This window comes from Bradyrhizobium cenepequi, assembly GCF_020329485.1.
GTDB classification, from domain to species: domain Bacteria; phylum Pseudomonadota; class Alphaproteobacteria; order Rhizobiales; family Xanthobacteraceae; genus Bradyrhizobium; species Bradyrhizobium cenepequi.
This window is the reverse complement of the sequence record NZ_JAGKJI010000001.1, coordinates 120922-136786: the sequence shown is the minus strand read 5'-3', so window position 1 is coordinate 136786 and position 15865 is coordinate 120922. Positions and strand designations below refer to the sequence as shown.

Sequence of the window (15865 nt, the reverse complement as noted above, 5' to 3'; positions counted from 1 at the left end):
CCGGGTGCCGGTTGCACCCGTGGGCCCCGTGCAACAAAAAGCACGGGGGTAGGACCACAGGTCAACCGGAGCAACACCGGCTTTCCCTGCGCAGTGGTTTACGGCTTACTTCGTGCTCTTCCCGGTGACCGGGCTTTCTTGCCACCGTCGCCCGCGGCAGCTCTTGCTGCTCGCGAACTTAGCGCCAGCGTCGGGGCGCCAGAACCACACGACTTCGCCGTCCACGGATAGTCACGCTCGTCAGTCGCAACACCCGCGTCCACCGCATCCCACCGCAACGTTCGTGACGATCGCGAGCCGCCCCTCATCCGCCGTGAGACGCGCGGAGTCATAGCGGTGATTTGCCCGTCGGGTTAAGCGATTTATTTTTGCGCGATGGTCTGGACAGACTTTCGGGTGATTTGCCCGTCGGGTTGATTTGTCGCAGCTCGCGCTTCAACACACGCTGTCATTCCGGGGCGTCCGAAGGACGAGCCTGGAATCCATTTCGCCGCTTGCGCCCGTGGATGAATGGATTCCGGGCTCGCGCTTCGCGCGCCCCGGAATGACGGCGTAGGGCCAGCCGGTAGGTGGTCGATCTCAACGCTAATCACAAACAAATCATCGCGAGCCTTCTGGATAGCGTTGCACTGCTGCGTTAGTCCGAGGCCGCCTGATGTTCCAATCTGCAGGATTGCCCGATGATCCGTCTTGCCGCCTTGTTCGCTCTCGCATTGACCGCCGCCGTGAGCCTGAGTTCACCGGCCTCCGCCGCAGACGACGGGCCGGCCTATGGGCCGGAGCTGCAGGGCTTCGAATATCCCTTCCCGGTGGCGCGCTATCGGTTCGCTTCGCAAGGCCAGGAACTGGAGATGGCCTATCTCGACGTGAAGCCGTCGACGCCGAACGGCCACACCGTCGTGCTGCTGCATGGGAAGAATTTCTGCGCCGCCACCTGGGAAGGCTCGATCAAGGCGCTGACGGCGGCCGGCTATCGGGTGATCGCGCCCGACCAGATCGGGTTCTGCAAATCCAGCAAGCCCGAGCGCTATCAATTCACCTTCCAGCAGCTCGCGGGCAACACCCGCGCATTGCTGGCCTCACTCGGCATCGAGCATTCGGTGATCATGGGTCATTCGACCGGCGGCATGCTGGCGATGCGCTATGCGCTGATGTATCCGGCGGCCGTCGATCAGCTCGTGCTGGTCGATCCGATCGGGCTCGAGGACTGGGCAGCCAAGGGTGTGCCGTGGCTCAGCCTCGACGGCTGGAACGAGCGCGAGAAGCGCGTGACCGCCGACACCATTCGCGCCTACGAGCGCGCGACCTATTATGCCGGCACCTGGGACGCGGCGTACGAACCCTGGGTGCAGATGCTGGCCGGCATGTATCGCGGCTCCGGACGCGAGGCCGTGGCATCGAGCTCGGCGCGGATCTACGACATGATCGCGACCCAGCCGGTGTTCTACGAATTCGAGCGCATCAAAACGCCAGTGCTGCTCCTGATCGGCGACAAGGACACCACCGCAATCGGCAAGGACCTCGCGCCACCGGCCATTCGTCCCAAGCTCGGCAATTATCCCGTGCTCGGCAAGGAAGCCGCCAAGCGCTTCCCGCACGCGCAACTGATCGAATTTCCTGATTTAGGCCACTCGCCACAAGTCCAGGCGCCAGCCCGCTTCCACGACGCCGTGCTGGGATGGCTGCAGCATCCGGAGACCGGGGGATGGTGACGAAGTAGTGGGAGTAGCAGCGCGTGTAAGCCGGTAAGGATCGGTTAGCCGAACGTACATTCCGCGGCTTCAACACGCAACGCCGCAAGGCGTAACCCACCATCCTTGGTGCGGCACCAGCTAGCCGTAGGATGGGTGGAGCGAAAGCGATACCCATCATCCCGCCGTCCATTCCCGTGTCCGCTCGCCGAACGTATCGTCGATATCCGAGAAATCGCCGGCCCAGTCTTCGGGATAAACTCCGAGCCTCACCATACGATGAAAAGATGAATGCGGCCAATCCCGGACCTGCGTCACCAGCCCATGCTTAACCGGATTGATGTGGATGTAGTCGACGTGACGGGCGAAGTCGCTCTCGTCTCGAATGGTATGTTCCCAGTAGCGCCGTTGCCAGATGCCACGTTCGCCCTTGGCGGCACGACTTTCGGAAACTCGTTCGCCGGCAGGCAGGCGGCGCGAGAAGCCCGTTTTGATCAAGCGCCAGCGCGTGGCAAAATCCGCATCGCCCGGAGGCATTGTCCAGATGGTGTGGAGGTGATCGGGCAGGACGACCATCGCTTCGATTGTGAAGGGATGGACTCGACGTATCTGTCGAAACGCATCTCGCAATTCGTCGATGTGCTCGGTCAGCAACCGCAGACGTCGCTCCGCCAGATTGACGGTGAAGAAGAAGCTGCCTCCGGCGATGAAGTTGCGGCGATAGTCGGTCATGCCCACACGTTAGCATAGTGGTTTGATGGGTATCGCTGCGCTCCACCCATCCTACGGGCGACGGGCTAGGAACGTCACACAATTCGGCCTTCCGATTTTTCTTTGAGGGGGCACCTGGCCAGAGCGCTCGAGAATTGGGCCAAGGACTCTGCCTAATCGGTGATCCGTACGCGGCATACCAACGCCAAGGTGGAGGTGTTGCATCGCACCCCCACTCGCTGACGAAGAATTGCAGCCGGCGGATGGAAGGAATATGTTGGCCTTATAACGACGCAGCCGCCCATCGTAAGGCGAGGCTCTGCAGGAAGACCTTACGGCGGATGGTTTGCCTACCCGCACCGGAGGTCACGTCATGTCCATCGCTCCCACACTGCAAAAATACCTGGCCGCTGAAAACATCCAATACGATGAGATCCGGCACGAGCCGAGCATGTCGTCCGCTCGCACGGCTGAAGCATGCAATATCTCGGGCGACCGTCTTGCCAAGGGCGTCGTGTTGCGACGCGACGGCGAATATATTCTCGCCGTCGTGCCCGCATCACACCACCTCCGTCTGGCGGAACTGCGGACAACGCTCGGTGATACCGTCGATATGGCGGATGAAACCGAGATCAATCGACTGTTTCGCGACTGCGCACGCGGCGCCGTCCCTGCCGTTGGCAAGTGCTATGGGCTCGATATCATCGTCGACGATAGCATCGAGACACAGCCGGAAATCTATATGGAAGCCGGCGATCATGAGACCCTGCTTCATCTCACGCATGAGCAGTTTGCGCGCCTGACGGCAAACGCACCGCATGGACGCTTTAGCGCACACGACTGAGGATTGGCGCTGCGTTGCATCAAGTGCACCTGAAATCCAGTAACGGAGGTCTGCCATGAAAGTCAAAGAAGTGATGCACAAGGGCGTCGACTGGGTCAGCCCCGACACCCCTGTCAACGAACTCGCGAAATTGATGCGGGAGCATGACGTCGGCTGCATTCCGATCGGAGAGAACGATCGGCTGATCGGGATGGTGACCGATCGCGATATCGTCTGCAAAGGGCTTGCGAGCAACAACTTCGATGCTCGTCGCGCGACGGCGCGCGATGTCATGACCGAAGGCATCCATTGCTGCCGGGAGGACGATGACCTCGCAAAGGCGATACGTCACATGGAGACGCTGCAGATCCGCAGACTGCCGGTGATCAACAAGAGCAAGCGGATGGTCGGCATCCTCAGTCTGGGTGATGTCAGCCATTCTGCGTCTGGTGACAATCTCCTGTCCGAGTGCGTCAGGAGCGTTTCGGGCCATCACTGACGCGCGACCGGCGTGACAACGGCCAAGCCGCCGCCAAAGGCTGGAGGTGGGGGAGCGTGTTGCTTTGCCGGAGAAATGGTGCCCAGGGGCGGAATCGAACCACCGACACTGCGATTTTCAGTCGCATGCTCTACCAACTGAGCTACCTGGGCAGGTCGCGGGACGGCCGGAAAAGGCCAAGCGAGCGGGCGGGTTATAGTGGGGTGGAGGGCTGCTGTCCACCCGCCTTCGCCTTCGGCTACGGCGCGGCTGGCCCGGCTTCGCGGCCTGATCGAGGGTGAAGTGGAATTTTCCCCAACTTATTGGAAAGGCTCGCTATTCCTCCTCGGCTACGTCGTCGCGGCCGGGGACGATGTAGCGGCCAGAGAGCCAGCGGTTGAGGTCGACGTCGCGGCAGCGGGAGGAACAGAAGGGACGGAAGGCGTGCTCGGCCGGCTTGCCGCAGATCGGGCACGGCTTGGAGGTTTTCTCCGCCTTCGCAGGCGCCTCCGCGGCGCCCGCCTGTCGTCGCTGTTCCGGCATTTTAGCCAACCGTAGCAGTGTTCAGCCAGCCATATCGGATCGGAAAACCTTCGCCGCCGAGCAGCGTGACGGTTTCATAGAGCGGCAGGCCCACGACGTTGCTGTAGGACCCGACCATCTTGACCACGAACGAGCCGGCAATGCCCTGCACGGCATAGCCGCCGGCTTTGCTGCGCCATTCGCCCGAACCGATATAGGCCTCGATGTCATCCTCGCTCAAACGCTTGAAACGCACGCGGGTTTCGACCAGGCGCTGGCGGAACGCCTCGCGCGGCGTCACCAGGCAGATCGCGGTATAGACGCGGTGATTGCGGCCCGAGAGCAGCCGCAGGCACTGCGCGGCCTCGTCGACCAGCTCGGCCTTCGGCAGGATGCGGCGGCCGACCGCGACCACGGTGTCGGCGGCCAGGATGAAGGAGCCGCGGATGTCGTCGTCGAGCTGCACCGATTTCAGCGCCGCCTCCGCCTTGGCCCGCGCCAGGCGATTGGCGCAGGCGCGTGGCAACTCGCCCCGCCGCGGGGTCTCGTCAACATCAGCCGGACGCAGCGCATCGGGCTCGATCCCGGCCTGGTTGAGCAATGCCAGCCGCCGCGGCGAGCCGGAAGCAAGAACGAGTTTGGGACGGCCAAGCATCAGGTTCATGGAAGAAGCGGGATAAGGGGTAAAGGCGCGCGGAACCTATCGGATGGGGCTTTCTTTCACAACCGTGGAACCGGGTGCGAATCATTTCCGCCGAGAGGACGTAAGGCCCATAAGCACAGCTCTTTGTCAGGGAAGCGACAAGGGGGTGAGGGGTGCGAGGCCGCGTCTGTCTGTGCGCGCGGAGAGAACCCCTCATCCGGCGCTTCGCGCCACCTTCTCCCGCAAGGGGCGAAGGGTCTATTCGCGCTGCCGATTGATGTGCCCTCGCCCCTTGTGGGAGAGGGCTGCTCAGGTGGTCGACGCGAACTCTGTTGGGTGAGGGGTTGCCTCCGCGAGTGGTAGTCCCTCGAGGGACCGGAGACCCTCACCCGGATTGCATTTCGCTTCGCTGCATGCAATCCGGCCCTCTCCCCCTTGCAGGGAGAGGCAAGGAGCACGCGGGAGCGGCGGAGTAATTGGCTAATCGCTCGCGAAGGCTTTTGCAAAACGGCGACGGATGCGCATCAACAGGCTGTCGCAGACTTCGCGATAGGCCTGCAGTTTCTGCTCGCGGCTGCCTTCGGTGCCCGTGGGATCCTGGGTCGGCCAGTATTCGACGTCGGCGGCGAGCGTGCGGGTCAATTCGAGCGCCTTGTGGTGGGCTTCCGGCGACAGCGTGACGATCAGGTCGAAATTCAGCCCCTCCCAATCCTCGAGCTCGTCGAAGGTGATCGGCTTGTGGGCGGAGATATCCTGGCCGAGCTCGGCCATCACGGCGACCGCGAACGGGTCGAGCTCGCCCTTCTTCACGCCGGCCGAGCGCACATAGAGGCCTTGCGGGAACATCTGCTGCAACAGGCTCGCCGCCATCGGCGAGCGCACGCTGTTCTGGCCGCATGCGAACAGCACGGCCTGCGGGTTGCGCGCGGGCGGCGCCTCCATGCCTTATGCTTTGTCTGATTGCGGCCGCGCACGCCTCATGCGTCCTGCCCCTTCCAGTGGAGGACGCAGATCAGCGTGAACAGACGCCGCGCGGTTTCGAAATCGACCCGCACCTTGCCCTTCAGCCGCTCCTGCAGCGTGCGCGAGCCCTCGTCATGGATGCCGCGGCGGCCCATGTCGATGGCCTCGATCTTATCCGGCGTCGCGGTCCGGATCGCCTGATAGTAGCTGTCGCAGATCATGAAATAGTCCTTCACGATCCGCCGGAACGGCGTCAGCGACAACAGATGCGCCACCACGGGCGTGCCGTCCTCCCGCCTGATATCGAACATCAGCCGGTTGCCGGTGATCGCGAGGTGCAGCGTGAACGGCCCGCCCTCCGCGCCTTGTGGCGCGAACAGGTTCTGCTCGATGAGGTCGTAGATCGCGATCGCGCGCTCATGCTCGATATCAGGCCCGGAACGCCCGATCGATTCCTCATCGAGCGTCACCGCGACGATGCGATTGTTGGGGTCCTCGTCAGCGGGCGGTTTGTTCATGAGAGATTGAGGCGCAATCCGACTGAACGGGAATGGGCGTCCAGCCCCTCGGCCTGGCCCAGCGTCATCGCGGCCGGGCCCAGCGCGCGCAACTGGTCGGGGCCGCATTTCAGGATCGACGTCCGCTTCATGAAGTCGAGCACCCCGAGGCCGGACGAGAACCGCGCCGAGCGCGCGGTCGGCAGCACATGATTGGAGCCGCCGACATAGTCGCCGATCGCCTCCGGCGTATGCGGCCCTAGGAAGATCGCGCCGGCGTTGCGGACCTTCGCCGCGAACACTTCGGCATCCTCTGTCATGATCTCCAGATGCTCGGCCGCGATCGCGTTCGCGAGCGCCACCGCATCGTTGAGCTTTTCGACCTGGATGATCGCACCGAAATCATTCCAGGAGGTGCGCGCGATGTCCGCGCGCGGCAGTGTGGAAAGCTGCGCTTCCACCGCACGCTCGACATCGGCGGCGAGCCGCGCAGAGTCGGTGATCAGGATCGATTGCGCGCTCGTGTCATGCTCGGCCTGCGCCAACAGATCCGCGGCGATCCAGTCGGCATTGGAGGTCGCATCGGCGATCACCAGCACTTCCGAAGGGCCCGCGATCATGTCGATGCCGACCTTGCCGAACACCAGCCGCTTGGCGGCGGCGACATAGGCATTGCCGGGGCCGACGATCTTGGCGACCGGCGCGATCGTGGCCGTGCCATAGGCGAGTGCCGCCACCGCCTGCGCGCCGCCGACGCGATAGATCTCGGAGACGCCGGAAAGATGGGCGGCCGCCAGCACCAGCGGGTTGAGCTTGCCGCCCGGCGCCGGCACCACCATCACCACACGCGGCACGCCGGCGACCTTCGCCGGCACCGCATTCATCAGCACCGAGGACGGGTAGGCCGCGGTGCCGCCTGGGACATAGAGGCCGACCGCCTCGACCGCGGTCCAGCGCCAGCCAAGCTCGACGCCGAGCAGGTCGATGAATCGCTCGTCCTTCGGCATCTGGCGCTGATGGAAGCTTTCGATGCGGTCGCGAGCCAGCTTGAGCGCATTGAGCGTGGCGGCATCGCAGGCCTTCGCCGCGGCGTCGATCTCGGCCGCGGTGATGCGCAGGGTGGATGCATCCACATCCAGCCGGTCGAACTTGCGCGTCGCTTCGATCAGCGCGGCATCGCCCCGCGCCACCACGTCGTCAATGATCGCCCGCGTCGCGCGCTCCACATCGGCCGAAACCTCGCGCTTGGCGGCAAGGAAAGCGGCAAAGCTCTGCTCGAAATCGGCGCTGCTTCGGTCCAGGCGGAGGGGCATGGGGCGTTCTTGAATTTGGATTCAGGGTCCCTGCTCAATGGCGCGGCGGATAGGGGGCCGTCAACCCTTGATGGCGGACAAAGGGGCGAGAGCCGCAGGCCGGGCAAAGCGCAGCGTGCCCACCCCTACGGCACTCGGAATTACCCATCCGGGGCCGTCGGCGCGGTGCCGAGGTCGTCGGGGCCGAGATCGGTCAATTCGCATTCCAGGCACTCGACGTCGAGCCGGAGCGCGGCGCCCTGGCTGAACCGGAGCAGCGCGCTGCCAGCGGGCGGATCGCCCTGCTGAAACTCGATGCAGAGCAGTTCCAGGGTGGTGTCCGGCCCCTCCAGGTCGATCTTGCGCGACTTGCAGGCGAGCACCCGGTCGAAGCGCAGCGCCGCGATCAGGCGGCGCGAGGCGGTTTCGCCCGACAGCGTCTGCTCCCAGTCCAGGCGGGACATGCCGACCACAAGCCGCTTCTCGTGCTGCCGCCAGACAATGTCGGAGGCCTGCACGCGGGCATCCTGCACATGCGCCGAGATCACGGCGAGATCGTCGGGGTCGAGGGCGATCAGCTTGAGCGGCGTGAGCGGCGTCATGTGGAAAGAAGCTCCTGGACGGAAACCGGTTCCCATATGTGCCCGCACTGCCTTTCGCGAAAGTCCCGCTAGATCATGATCCGATTGGACGAAATCGGATCATGATCTCATCTCTTTATCAGAGCATGATCTCCGCGCAAACGCTTCGCGTTTGTCGCGAGGGAAAACCGGTTTCCACTTTTCCGGATCATGCTCTAATCCCTGATACGCTGGATCGACGCCCCGCAGGCCGACAGCTTCTCCTCCAGCCGCTCGAAGCCGCGATCGAGATGATAGACGCGGTTGAGCATGGTCTCGCCCTCGGCGGCAAGGCCCGCGATGACGAGCGAGACGGACGCGCGCAGGTCCGTCGCCATCACAGGCGCGCCGCGCAATCTGTCGGTGCCGCGGATGGTGGCGGTCTCGCCGTCGAGCGAGATCCTGGCGCCGAACCGCGCCAGCTCCTGCACATGCATGAAGCGGTTCTCGAAGATCGTCTCGGTGATGACGGACGCGCCGCCGGCGCAGGTCATCAGCGCCATGAGCTGTGCCTGCAGGTCGGTGGGGAAGCCGGGGAACGGCGCGGTCGCGACCTTCACCGGGCGAAGGCCGGCGCCGTTGCGGCCGACGCGGATGCCGTCATTGTTGACGCTGACGGTGGCGCCGGCTTCGCAGAGCACGTCGAGCGCCGATTGCATGAGTTCAGGACGCGCGCCGGACAGCTGCACCTCGCCGCCGGTCATCGCGACCGCCATCGCATAGGTGCCGGCCTCGATGCGATCTGGCAGCACGGTGTGGCGCGCGCCGTGGAGCCCGGCGACGCCCTCGACGATGATGCGGGGCGTGCCAGCCCCGGTGATGCGGGCGCCCATCTTGTTCAGGCAGGCGGCGACATCGGCAACCTCCGGCTCGCAAGCGGCGTTGGTGATGACGCTGGTCCCTCTCGCGAGCGTGGCCGCCATCAGCGCGACATGGGTGCCGCTCACGGTCACCTTGGGGAAGGCGATGTCGGCGCCGCGCAGGCCGCCCGGCGCTTTTGCCACCACATAGCCGCCGTCGATCGATATGTCCGCGCCGAGCTTCTCCAGCGCCATGATCAGGAGATCGACCGGCCGGGTGCCGATGGCGCAGCCGCCGGGCAGCGACACCCGCGCCTCATGCATGCGCGCGATCAGCGGCGCGATCACCCAGAAGCTGGCGCGCATCCGCGACACCAATTCGTACGGCGCGGTGGTGTCGATGATATCGGCGGCTGCGATGTGCAGCGTCTGGCCCTGGTATTCGCAGCCACCGGGCCGCTTGCCCGCCGACATGATGTCGACGCCGTGGTTGCCGAGGATGCGCTGGAGCTGCGCGACGTCGGCAAGCCGCGGCACATTGTCGAGGATCAGCGTCTCCTCGGTGAGGAGCGCTGCGATCATCAGCGGCAGCGCGGCGTTCTTCGCGCCCGATATCGAAATGGTGCCGTTGAGCTTGTTGCCGCCGACGATACGGATGCTGTCCATGCTGCTTCGTCCCCTGGTCCGCGAGGAACTTACCGAAGCGGCGAGGCTAGCGCAAAAGTGTTGAAATTTAGGGCAATTCCGTGGGCGTTATTCCGGGGCAATGCGACAGCATTGTAGCCGGGTGAGGGGCTCCTCCCCCGCAAGCCGCGCAGGCGGGAGAGGGAACACAGCGAACTCAGCTCTTGATGAACGCGAGCAGGTCGGCGTTGATGGTGGGCGCTTCCGTGGTGGGCATGCCATGCGGAAAACCCTTATAGGTCTTCAGCGTGCCGTTGTTCAGCAGCTTGGCCGACAGCGGCCCGGAGTCGGCATAGGGAACGATCTGGTCGTCGTCGCCATGCATGACGAGAACGGGCACGTTGATCTTCTTCAGATCTTCCGTGAAGTCGGTCTGCGAGAACGCGACGATGCCGTCGTAATGCGCCTTGGCGCCGCCCATCATGCCCTGGCGCCACCAATTCTCGATGACGGCTTCTGACGGCTTGGCGCCCGGCCGGTTGTAGCCGTAGAACGGGCCCGCCGCGAGATCGCGGTAGAATTGCGAGCGATTGGCGGCGAGTTGCGCCTGCAGCCCGTCGAATACCTCTTTGGGCAGGCCGCCCGGGTTGGCCGGGGTCTGCACCATCAAGGGCGGCACCGCGCTGATGATTGCCGCCTTCGCCACCCGGCTCTCGCCGTGCCGCGCGATATAGTGGACCACCTCGCCGCCGCCAGTGGAATGACCGACGTGAACGGCATCCTTCAGATCGAGATGCTCGGTCACCGCCGCGAGGTCGTCGGCATAGTGATCCATATCGTGGCCGTCGCTCACCTGGCTGGACCGGCCATGGCCGCGGCGGTCATGGGCGATGACGCGAAAGCCCTGATTGAGGAAGAACAGCATCTGGGTGTCCCAGTCATCCGATGACAGCGGCCAACCGTGACTGAAGACGATCGGCTGACCACTTCCCCAGTCCTTGTAAAAGATCATGGTGCCGTCTTTGGTGGTGATCGTGGGCATCGTGCAGCCTTTCGTATGAGTTAAAGTGTGGAACATACCGATCCTGGCATGCTCCGGATTTCAAAATCGCCCTGCGGTATCAAACCACGATGTCAATCAGATCAAGAGCATGATCTCCGCGCAAACGCTTCGCGTTTGTAGCGAAGGAAAACCCGCTTCCACTTTGCGCTAACACGGCCCTCCGGGTCTTTAGGCGAAGGCCATCGGCCTGAAGCGCCGCCAGACGCCGATGATCGCCACCACGAACAACACCAGCACGATGCCCTGCACGACGGCGAACACCGGGCCGGACGGCGGAGCCGGCGGCACGCTCGGCGCCAGCGCCTGCAGCGCGGGAATCTTGAGGAAGGACTGAACCACCAGCACGAAGACGTTGAGATAAAGCGACGTCATCGCCGTCACGATGTAGACCGGGCGCCAGGCACCCGAGAGCTTCATGCTATAGAGCGCGATGCAGGCGGCCGCGAGCAGGATCAGCGAGATGACGCCGAAGATGTGCGAGGGCAAAAGCTCCTTGAACGGAAACAGGAAGCCGGTGACGCTGGTGAGGATCGTGAACAACAGGAAGATCGCGGTGAGCCCCGGCATCTGCTTCGAGCTGAGCAGCCCGAACATCACCACAAAGCCCGCGACGATTGCAATCAGACTGATCACCACGTGAACAAGCGTAAACGTGGCCAAGCTCATACCCAGGACCATGTGAAGCACTCCCCATTGAGAACCGCGGGGAACAATACGATGCAACAAACGGGATTGCTACACACTTCGCGGACTGGAGGTCGGATTTATATGATGCAGATAAGATGATTGGATATGACGGGAGTAAACTAATGTATCGGATCTGCTGAAACTGTTTGCATGCCTGTCATAAATGACAGCAGTCGCCAAAGCATTCGAACTAGTAGTAGCGCGGGATCGGGCCGTTGTGCGGCGTCTTGCGCTGCGAGAGATCAAACAGCACGCGATCGACGTAGCACCAGCCCCAGCCTTCCGGCGGATCATAGCCTTCGATGATCGGATGGCCGGTCGCGTGAAAATGCGCGGTCGCATGCTTGTTCGGGGAATCATCGCAGCAGCCGACATGTCCGCAGGTGCGGCAGATGCGCAAATGCAGCCACCGGCTGCCGCCCTTCAAGCATTCCTCGCAGCCGAGCGCGCTCGGCGTGACGGTCTGAATGCCGGCGATATGGCTGCAGCCTTTGGACATCCGCTGTTTCCTACGCCGTGGAATTGGCGTTGTCGGCGAGGAAACCGTGCAACGCCGCCACGACCTGGGCGCCCTCGCCGATCGCGCCGCCGACGCGCTTGACCGATCCGGAGCGGACGTCGCCGACGGCGAACACGCCGGGCACCGTGGTCTCGAGTAATTGTCCCTGTCGCCCGCCGTTCTGACCGGTCAGCACGAAGCCTGCGCGGTCGACGTTGACGCCGCAGCCCTCAAGCCACCTCGTCGCGGGATCGGCGCCGACGAACAGGAAGACATTGTTGACGTCGAGCGTGTGCTCCTCCGGCGCCAGGCGGCTCTTCCAGCGCACGTGCTGCAGCGTGGAATCCTCGCCGCCTTCGAGGGCTGTGATCTCGGTGTTGAACATCAATTCGATGTTCGGCGTCGCCTCGATGCGCTCGATCAGGTAGCGCGACATGCTGGCCCCCAGGCCGCCGCCGCGGATCATCATGTAGACCTTGCGTACATGGCCCGACAGGAACACCGCGGCCTGGCCGGCGGAATTGCCGCCGCCGACCAGCACCACGTCCTGACCGGCACACAGCTTGGCCTCGATCGGCGAGGCCCAGTACCAGACGCCGCGGCCCTCGAAGGCCTCGAGATTTTCGATTCCCGGCCGGCGATAGCGCGCCCCGCTCGCCACCACGATCGACCTTGCGCGCAAGGTATGCCCGCAGTCGGTCGCGAGCGAGAACAGGCCGTCCTGCTTGGAGCAATCGAGCGATCTGATGGAGACCGGGATCAGGATTTCCGCGCCGAATTTCTGCGCCTGGTTGAAGGCGCGTCCGGCGAGTGCCTGGCCGGAAATGCCGGTCGGAAAGCCCAGATAGTTTTCGATGCGGGCGCTGGCGCCGGCCTGGCCGCCGAAGGCGCGCGAATCGAGCACCGCGACCGACAGGCCTTCGGACGCCGCATAGACGGCGGTGGCGAGCCCGGCCGGCCCGCTGCCGACGACGGCAACATCATAGAGCTTGTCATGGGTGTGGTCGCCGATCATGCCCATCGCCATCGCAAGCGCGGTCTCGGACGGGTTGCGCAGCACGTTGCCGCTGGGGCAGACCACCAGCGGCAGTTCGGCGCGGGTCGGCGAATAGCGCGCCACCAGATCGGCCGCATCCTTGTCAGTGTCAGGATCGACGACATGATAGGGCTGGCCGTTGCGCGCCAGGAAATTCTGTAGCTGCGCTATCTTGCCGAGCGACGGGGGACCGATCAGCACGGGGCCGCCGACGCCGCCTTGGATCAGGTTGACGCGGCGCAGGATCAGCGCGCGCATGATGCGCTCGCCGAGATCGGCCTCGGCCACCAACAGCGCCCGCAATCTGTCCGGCGGGATCAAGAGCGTCTCGACGTCGCCTTCCGCATGACCATCGACCAGCGCGGGCCGGCCGGACAGCTGGGCAATCTCGGCCAGGAATTGTCCCGGCCCCTGATCGATCACCGGCGTGACATGGCCGAGGCCATCGCGCTGGGTGATCGCGACGGTGCCCGAAAGCACCACGAACATGCCCGGCCCCGGCTTGCCGGTCTCGAACAGTGCTTCGCCGTCGCTATAGTGCCTGACCTCGCCGAACCGGCGCATGCGCTCGATCTCGTGCTCGGTCAGGGTTGGAAAGGTCTGTTCATGCCGCGGAAACGCGAGGGATCTCGCGCTGATCGGACTCGCTGGATTCGCTATCGTCTCTGCAGCCATCTCAGCTACTCCCCCTCAACCAGACACGGCAGCCACATGTGAAGCATACTGGACCTGCTAGCGATCCGGCTCGCCATCGCCTGCGTCATCTAGTCGGCCCTCAGCCGGTTCGGAAGATGCAAGACCGCTGCGCCCGCGCATCTGTGATTTCCGCCGCTTGAGGTTTTCGCGCAGCGCGAGCTTGAGGCGATGCTGTCTTGACTCATTCGACGCGACCGCGGTCTGCCGCTCCTGCTTGTCCTTCTCGTCCTGCATGCTGGACCCGTCTTCCGAACCTGCCATAGGCAAATGACAATAGACCACGCGCGGGCGGCCATGCACCGGTCGATCGGGGAGGTGGACTCCCGGCCTTGGGTGCGTTGGCGGGGGCAAGTCGGCCAAAGTCGCACTCCCGAACGCCCATGGAACCGAAGCGCCCCGAATTGGCCGAATTTCGACCGGACGAAGCGTTTTTAGGAGCCCCCGCCGTCCCCGCGCTTGCGCCGGAGGGGGGCTTGTGGCAAGAACCGCCGCGCCCGCTGGGGCCAATTGGGCCGATTCTTCATTCCCGGGCATGCTGCCGTAGCTCAGTGGTAGAGCACTCCCTTGGTAAGGGAGAGGTCGACAGTTCAATCCTGTCCGGCAGCACCAGCAGCCCAACAGAATCAACCAAGTTGAGACTCACACCGCGCAGTTGGCGGCTTGCGACTGTTTTTGCGCGTTGCGCGGGGCAGTGAGCGGCTCCGCACGGGAGCGTTTGTGCACCGTCGAGCAAGGTCGAGGTGATCCGGGCACACGACGAAAAAAAACCGAAAACAACCCCATGCACAGTAGCCGATGCTTGCCGGCATGAGGGCTCGCGGCGAAACCATTTGACACGTCGGGCCCCGGAAACGGGGCCTTCCTCTTTTGGGACCCTCAGCCGCTGGACCCATTGTAGGTCCCCCCAGCCCTCCCGCGAGGGCACGTTGCGAACTTTGAATTGAGCCCGTGGTAGCCTACAACATGTCGTCCAAACTGAGATTCAGCTACCATGGCAATCCCGGATTATCAGACGCTAATGTTGCCAGTGCTTCAACTTGCCAGCGAGGGGGAGCAGCGGGTTGCTGATGTCGTTGATCTTATCGCGGACAGGCTCGGCCTGACAGAGGAGGAGCGGCAGAAGCTCCTGCCAAGCGGACGGCAGCGGGTTTTGCATAACCGTATCCACTGGGCAAAGTTCTATTTGACCAAGGCCAGCTTCCTCGCCTCGCCCGGAAGAGGACTGTTTTCTATCACTCAAGCCGGCCGCGAGTTGCTCGCGGAAAATCTGCCTCGCATCGACGTTTCGGTATTAATGAGGCAGCCAGAGTTTCGAGAGTTTTATCGAAACGAGGGTGGTGCGGCCTCCAGTACAACCGAGGGCACTTCTGCAAGAGGTTCGCTCGATTCTGGGACAACACCTGAAGAGCAGGTTGAGGCGGCCTACCAGACCCTTGAAAGCACCCTTCGCGCCGATCTCCTGGATCGCGTTGCGAAAAACAGTCCGGCCTTCTTCGAGCAATTAATCGTCGAACTCCTGGTCGCCATGGGATACGGCGGATCACACAAGAACGCTGCCGCCCAGCTTGGCCGGAGTGGAGACGGTGGTGTTGACGGCGTGATCAATGAAGATCGGCTAGGCCTCGATCGCGTTTACGTTCAGGCAAAGCGCTACGCGGCCGGAAATGCCGTCGGTCGGCCGGATGTGCAAGCTTTTGTTGGCAGCCTTGTCGGGCTCGGCGCAAGCAAGGGTGTTTTTGTTACCACTTCCAACTTCAGTGCTCAGGCGCGCGACTTCGTGAAGCATCTTTCGCAGCGGGTCGTGCTTCTTGACGGCCCTAGCTTGGCCGACTTGATGATCGAGCACGGCATAGGCGTCCGAACAAGCCGAACCATCGAGTTCAGACGTTTGGACGAAGATTTCTTCGAGGAGGCATAGATCTACCGATGGGCGTCCCAAGGATCAGCGTGATGAGACCATCAGCCATGCTATCGAAGGCGGCCGTGTCTCGATCGATGCGATGGCCCACAGCATCAACCAGTTCGCACGGGCCAGCTATCGGATGGACCACAAAATTCGACCTGCGTCGTTCGAGATGCCAGCCGTCCGAGAAAGCGAGACGCGCCGTTCGAGATCATAGCTGCGCGAGAGCGCCAGTGATCTGCGCGCCCTACCGAAGGAAGCCCGCCATTTGCGACGGGCTCAAGGTCAGGGAGAAAAACGCGCCTAAGGACGCGCGT

General features: G+C 63.5%; 16 protein-coding genes and 2 tRNA genes. 5 read left to right on the top strand and 13 right to left on the bottom strand.

Features of this window, described 5'->3' with window-relative positions:
- The first annotated feature begins 680 nt into the window (after positions 1-680).
- Positions 681-1712, top strand: a complete 1032-nt coding sequence (locus tag J6497_RS00690; protein WP_225702301.1) for an alpha/beta fold hydrolase — start codon at positions 681-683, stop codon at positions 1710-1712.
- Between the two features lie 156 nt (positions 1713-1868).
- Here J6497_RS00690 and J6497_RS00685 read toward each other — a convergent pair whose 3' ends face one another.
- The gene (locus J6497_RS00685; protein WP_225702300.1) at positions 1869-2423 is read right to left on the bottom strand and encodes an REP-associated tyrosine transposase; all 555 of its coding nucleotides are present in this window, start codon (positions 2421-2423) and stop codon (positions 1869-1871) included.
- A 352-nt stretch (positions 2424-2775) separates the two neighbouring features.
- Here J6497_RS00685 and J6497_RS00680 point away from each other — a divergent pair, with 352 nt between their 5' ends.
- Both J6497_RS00680 and J6497_RS00675 read left to right on the top strand, forming a co-directional pair.
- Positions 2776-3246, top strand: coding sequence for an aminoacyl-tRNA deacylase (locus J6497_RS00680; RefSeq protein WP_225702299.1), 471 nt, complete (start codon positions 2776-2778; stop codon positions 3244-3246).
- Positions 3247-3301: 55 nt separating this feature from the next.
- Positions 3302-3724: a CBS domain-containing protein gene (locus J6497_RS00675; RefSeq protein WP_225702298.1), complete on the top strand. Its 423-nt coding sequence runs from the start codon at positions 3302-3304 to the stop codon at positions 3722-3724.
- Positions 3725-3800: 76 nt separating this feature from the next.
- Here J6497_RS00675 and J6497_RS00670 read toward each other — a convergent pair.
- From J6497_RS00670 to J6497_RS00615, 12 genes are all read right to left on the bottom strand, one after another.
- A tRNA-Phe gene (locus J6497_RS00670) sits at positions 3801-3876 on the bottom strand.
- 163 nt (positions 3877-4039) lie between these two features.
- Positions 4040-4246 carry a DNA gyrase inhibitor YacG gene (gene yacG / locus J6497_RS00665; protein WP_225702297.1) on the bottom strand — a complete coding sequence of 69 codons (207 nt, stop codon included), beginning with the start codon at positions 4244-4246 and terminating at the stop codon, positions 4040-4042.
- 1 nt (position 4247) lies between these two features.
- Positions 4248-4880, bottom strand: a complete 633-nt coding sequence (locus tag J6497_RS00660) for a Maf-like protein (protein WP_225702777.1) — start codon at positions 4878-4880, stop codon at positions 4248-4250.
- 468 nt (positions 4881-5348) lie between these two features.
- Entirely contained in the window at positions 5349-5810 is a 462-nt protein-coding gene (locus J6497_RS00655) for an arsenate-mycothiol transferase ArsC (RefSeq protein ID WP_225702296.1), read from the bottom strand.
- A 35-nt stretch (positions 5811-5845) separates the two neighbouring features.
- A complete protein-coding gene (locus J6497_RS00650; protein WP_225702295.1) occupies positions 5846-6349 on the bottom strand; it encodes a UPF0262 family protein in 504 nt (167 codons plus the stop codon).
- On the bottom strand, positions 6346-7641 hold the full coding sequence (gene hisD / locus J6497_RS00645; RefSeq protein WP_225702294.1) for a histidinol dehydrogenase: 1296 nt from the start codon (positions 7639-7641) through the stop codon (positions 6346-6348). The genes J6497_RS00650 and hisD overlap by 4 nt, the downstream gene beginning before the upstream one ends.
- 140 nt (positions 7642-7781) lie before the next feature.
- Positions 7782-8222 carry a DUF2948 family protein gene (locus J6497_RS00640; protein WP_225702293.1) on the bottom strand — a complete coding sequence of 147 codons (441 nt, stop codon included), beginning with the start codon at positions 8220-8222 and terminating at the stop codon, positions 7782-7784.
- Between the two features lie 194 nt (positions 8223-8416).
- Entirely contained in the window at positions 8417-9706 is a 1290-nt protein-coding gene (murA, locus tag J6497_RS00635) for a UDP-N-acetylglucosamine 1-carboxyvinyltransferase (protein ID WP_225702292.1), read from the bottom strand.
- A 175-nt stretch (positions 9707-9881) separates the two neighbouring features.
- A complete protein-coding gene (locus J6497_RS00630; RefSeq protein ID WP_225702291.1) occupies positions 9882-10706 on the bottom strand; it encodes an alpha/beta fold hydrolase in 825 nt (274 codons plus the stop codon).
- 189 nt (positions 10707-10895) lie between these two features.
- Positions 10896-11405, bottom strand: a complete 510-nt coding sequence (locus J6497_RS00625) for a hypothetical protein (RefSeq protein ID WP_225702290.1) — start codon at positions 11403-11405, stop codon at positions 10896-10898.
- 199 nt (positions 11406-11604) lie between these two features.
- Positions 11605-11913 carry a UBP-type zinc finger domain-containing protein gene (locus tag J6497_RS00620; RefSeq protein WP_225702289.1) on the bottom strand — a complete coding sequence of 103 codons (309 nt, stop codon included), beginning with the start codon at positions 11911-11913 and terminating at the stop codon, positions 11605-11607.
- 10 nt (positions 11914-11923) lie between these two features.
- Positions 11924-13624 (bottom strand): FAD-dependent oxidoreductase, encoded by a 1701-nt coding sequence (locus J6497_RS00615; RefSeq protein WP_225702288.1) that lies wholly within the window; start codon positions 13622-13624, stop codon positions 11924-11926.
- Positions 13625-14179: 555 nt separating this feature from the next.
- On the opposite strand from J6497_RS00615, the gene J6497_RS00610 reads away from it, so the two are divergent.
- Positions 14180-14254, top strand: a tRNA-Thr gene (locus J6497_RS00610).
- Between the two features lie 382 nt (positions 14255-14636).
- The gene (locus J6497_RS00605; RefSeq protein ID WP_225702287.1) at positions 14637-15563 is read left to right on the top strand and encodes a restriction endonuclease; all 927 of its coding nucleotides are present in this window, start codon (positions 14637-14639) and stop codon (positions 15561-15563) included.
- The last annotated feature ends 302 nt before the right edge of the window (positions 15564-15865 follow it).

Excerpts from the sequence above, each read along its gene's own strand:
- hisD (WP_225702294.1), bottom strand. The coding sequence starts at position 7,641 with ATGCCCCTCCGCCTGGACCGAAGCAGCGCCGATTTCGAGCAGAGCTTT.
- J6497_RS00605 (WP_225702287.1), top strand. The coding sequence starts at position 14,637 with ATGGCAATCCCGGATTATCAGACGCTAATGTTGCCAGTGCTTCAACTT.
- J6497_RS00655 (WP_225702296.1), bottom strand. The coding sequence starts at position 5,810 with ATGGAGGCGCCGCCCGCGCGCAACCCGCAGGCCGTGCTGTTCGCATGC.
- J6497_RS00690 (WP_225702301.1), top strand. The coding sequence starts at position 681 with ATGATCCGTCTTGCCGCCTTGTTCGCTCTCGCATTGACCGCCGCCGTG.
- J6497_RS00650 (WP_225702295.1), bottom strand. The coding sequence starts at position 6,349 with ATGAACAAACCGCCCGCTGACGAGGACCCCAACAATCGCATCGTCGCG.
- J6497_RS00620 (WP_225702289.1), bottom strand. The coding sequence starts at position 11,913 with ATGTCCAAAGGCTGCAGCCATATCGCCGGCATTCAGACCGTCACGCCG.
- yacG (WP_225702297.1), bottom strand. The coding sequence starts at position 4,246 with ATGCCGGAACAGCGACGACAGGCGGGCGCCGCGGAGGCGCCTGCGAAG.
- J6497_RS00615 (WP_225702288.1), bottom strand. The coding sequence starts at position 13,624 with ATGGCTGCAGAGACGATAGCGAATCCAGCGAGTCCGATCAGCGCGAGA.
- J6497_RS00625 (WP_225702290.1), bottom strand. The coding sequence starts at position 11,405 with ATGGTCCTGGGTATGAGCTTGGCCACGTTTACGCTTGTTCACGTGGTG.
- J6497_RS00640 (WP_225702293.1), bottom strand. The coding sequence starts at position 8,222 with ATGACGCCGCTCACGCCGCTCAAGCTGATCGCCCTCGACCCCGACGAT.
- J6497_RS00660 (WP_225702777.1), bottom strand. The coding sequence starts at position 4,880 with ATGCTTGGCCGTCCCAAACTCGTTCTTGCTTCCGGCTCGCCGCGGCGG.
- murA (WP_225702292.1), bottom strand. The coding sequence starts at position 9,706 with ATGGACAGCATCCGTATCGTCGGCGGCAACAAGCTCAACGGCACCATT.
- J6497_RS00630 (WP_225702291.1), bottom strand. The coding sequence starts at position 10,706 with ATGCCCACGATCACCACCAAAGACGGCACCATGATCTTTTACAAGGAC.
- J6497_RS00685 (WP_225702300.1), bottom strand. The coding sequence starts at position 2,423 with ATGACCGACTATCGCCGCAACTTCATCGCCGGAGGCAGCTTCTTCTTC.
- J6497_RS00680 (WP_225702299.1), top strand. The coding sequence starts at position 2,776 with ATGTCCATCGCTCCCACACTGCAAAAATACCTGGCCGCTGAAAACATC.
- J6497_RS00675 (WP_225702298.1), top strand. The coding sequence starts at position 3,302 with ATGAAAGTCAAAGAAGTGATGCACAAGGGCGTCGACTGGGTCAGCCCC.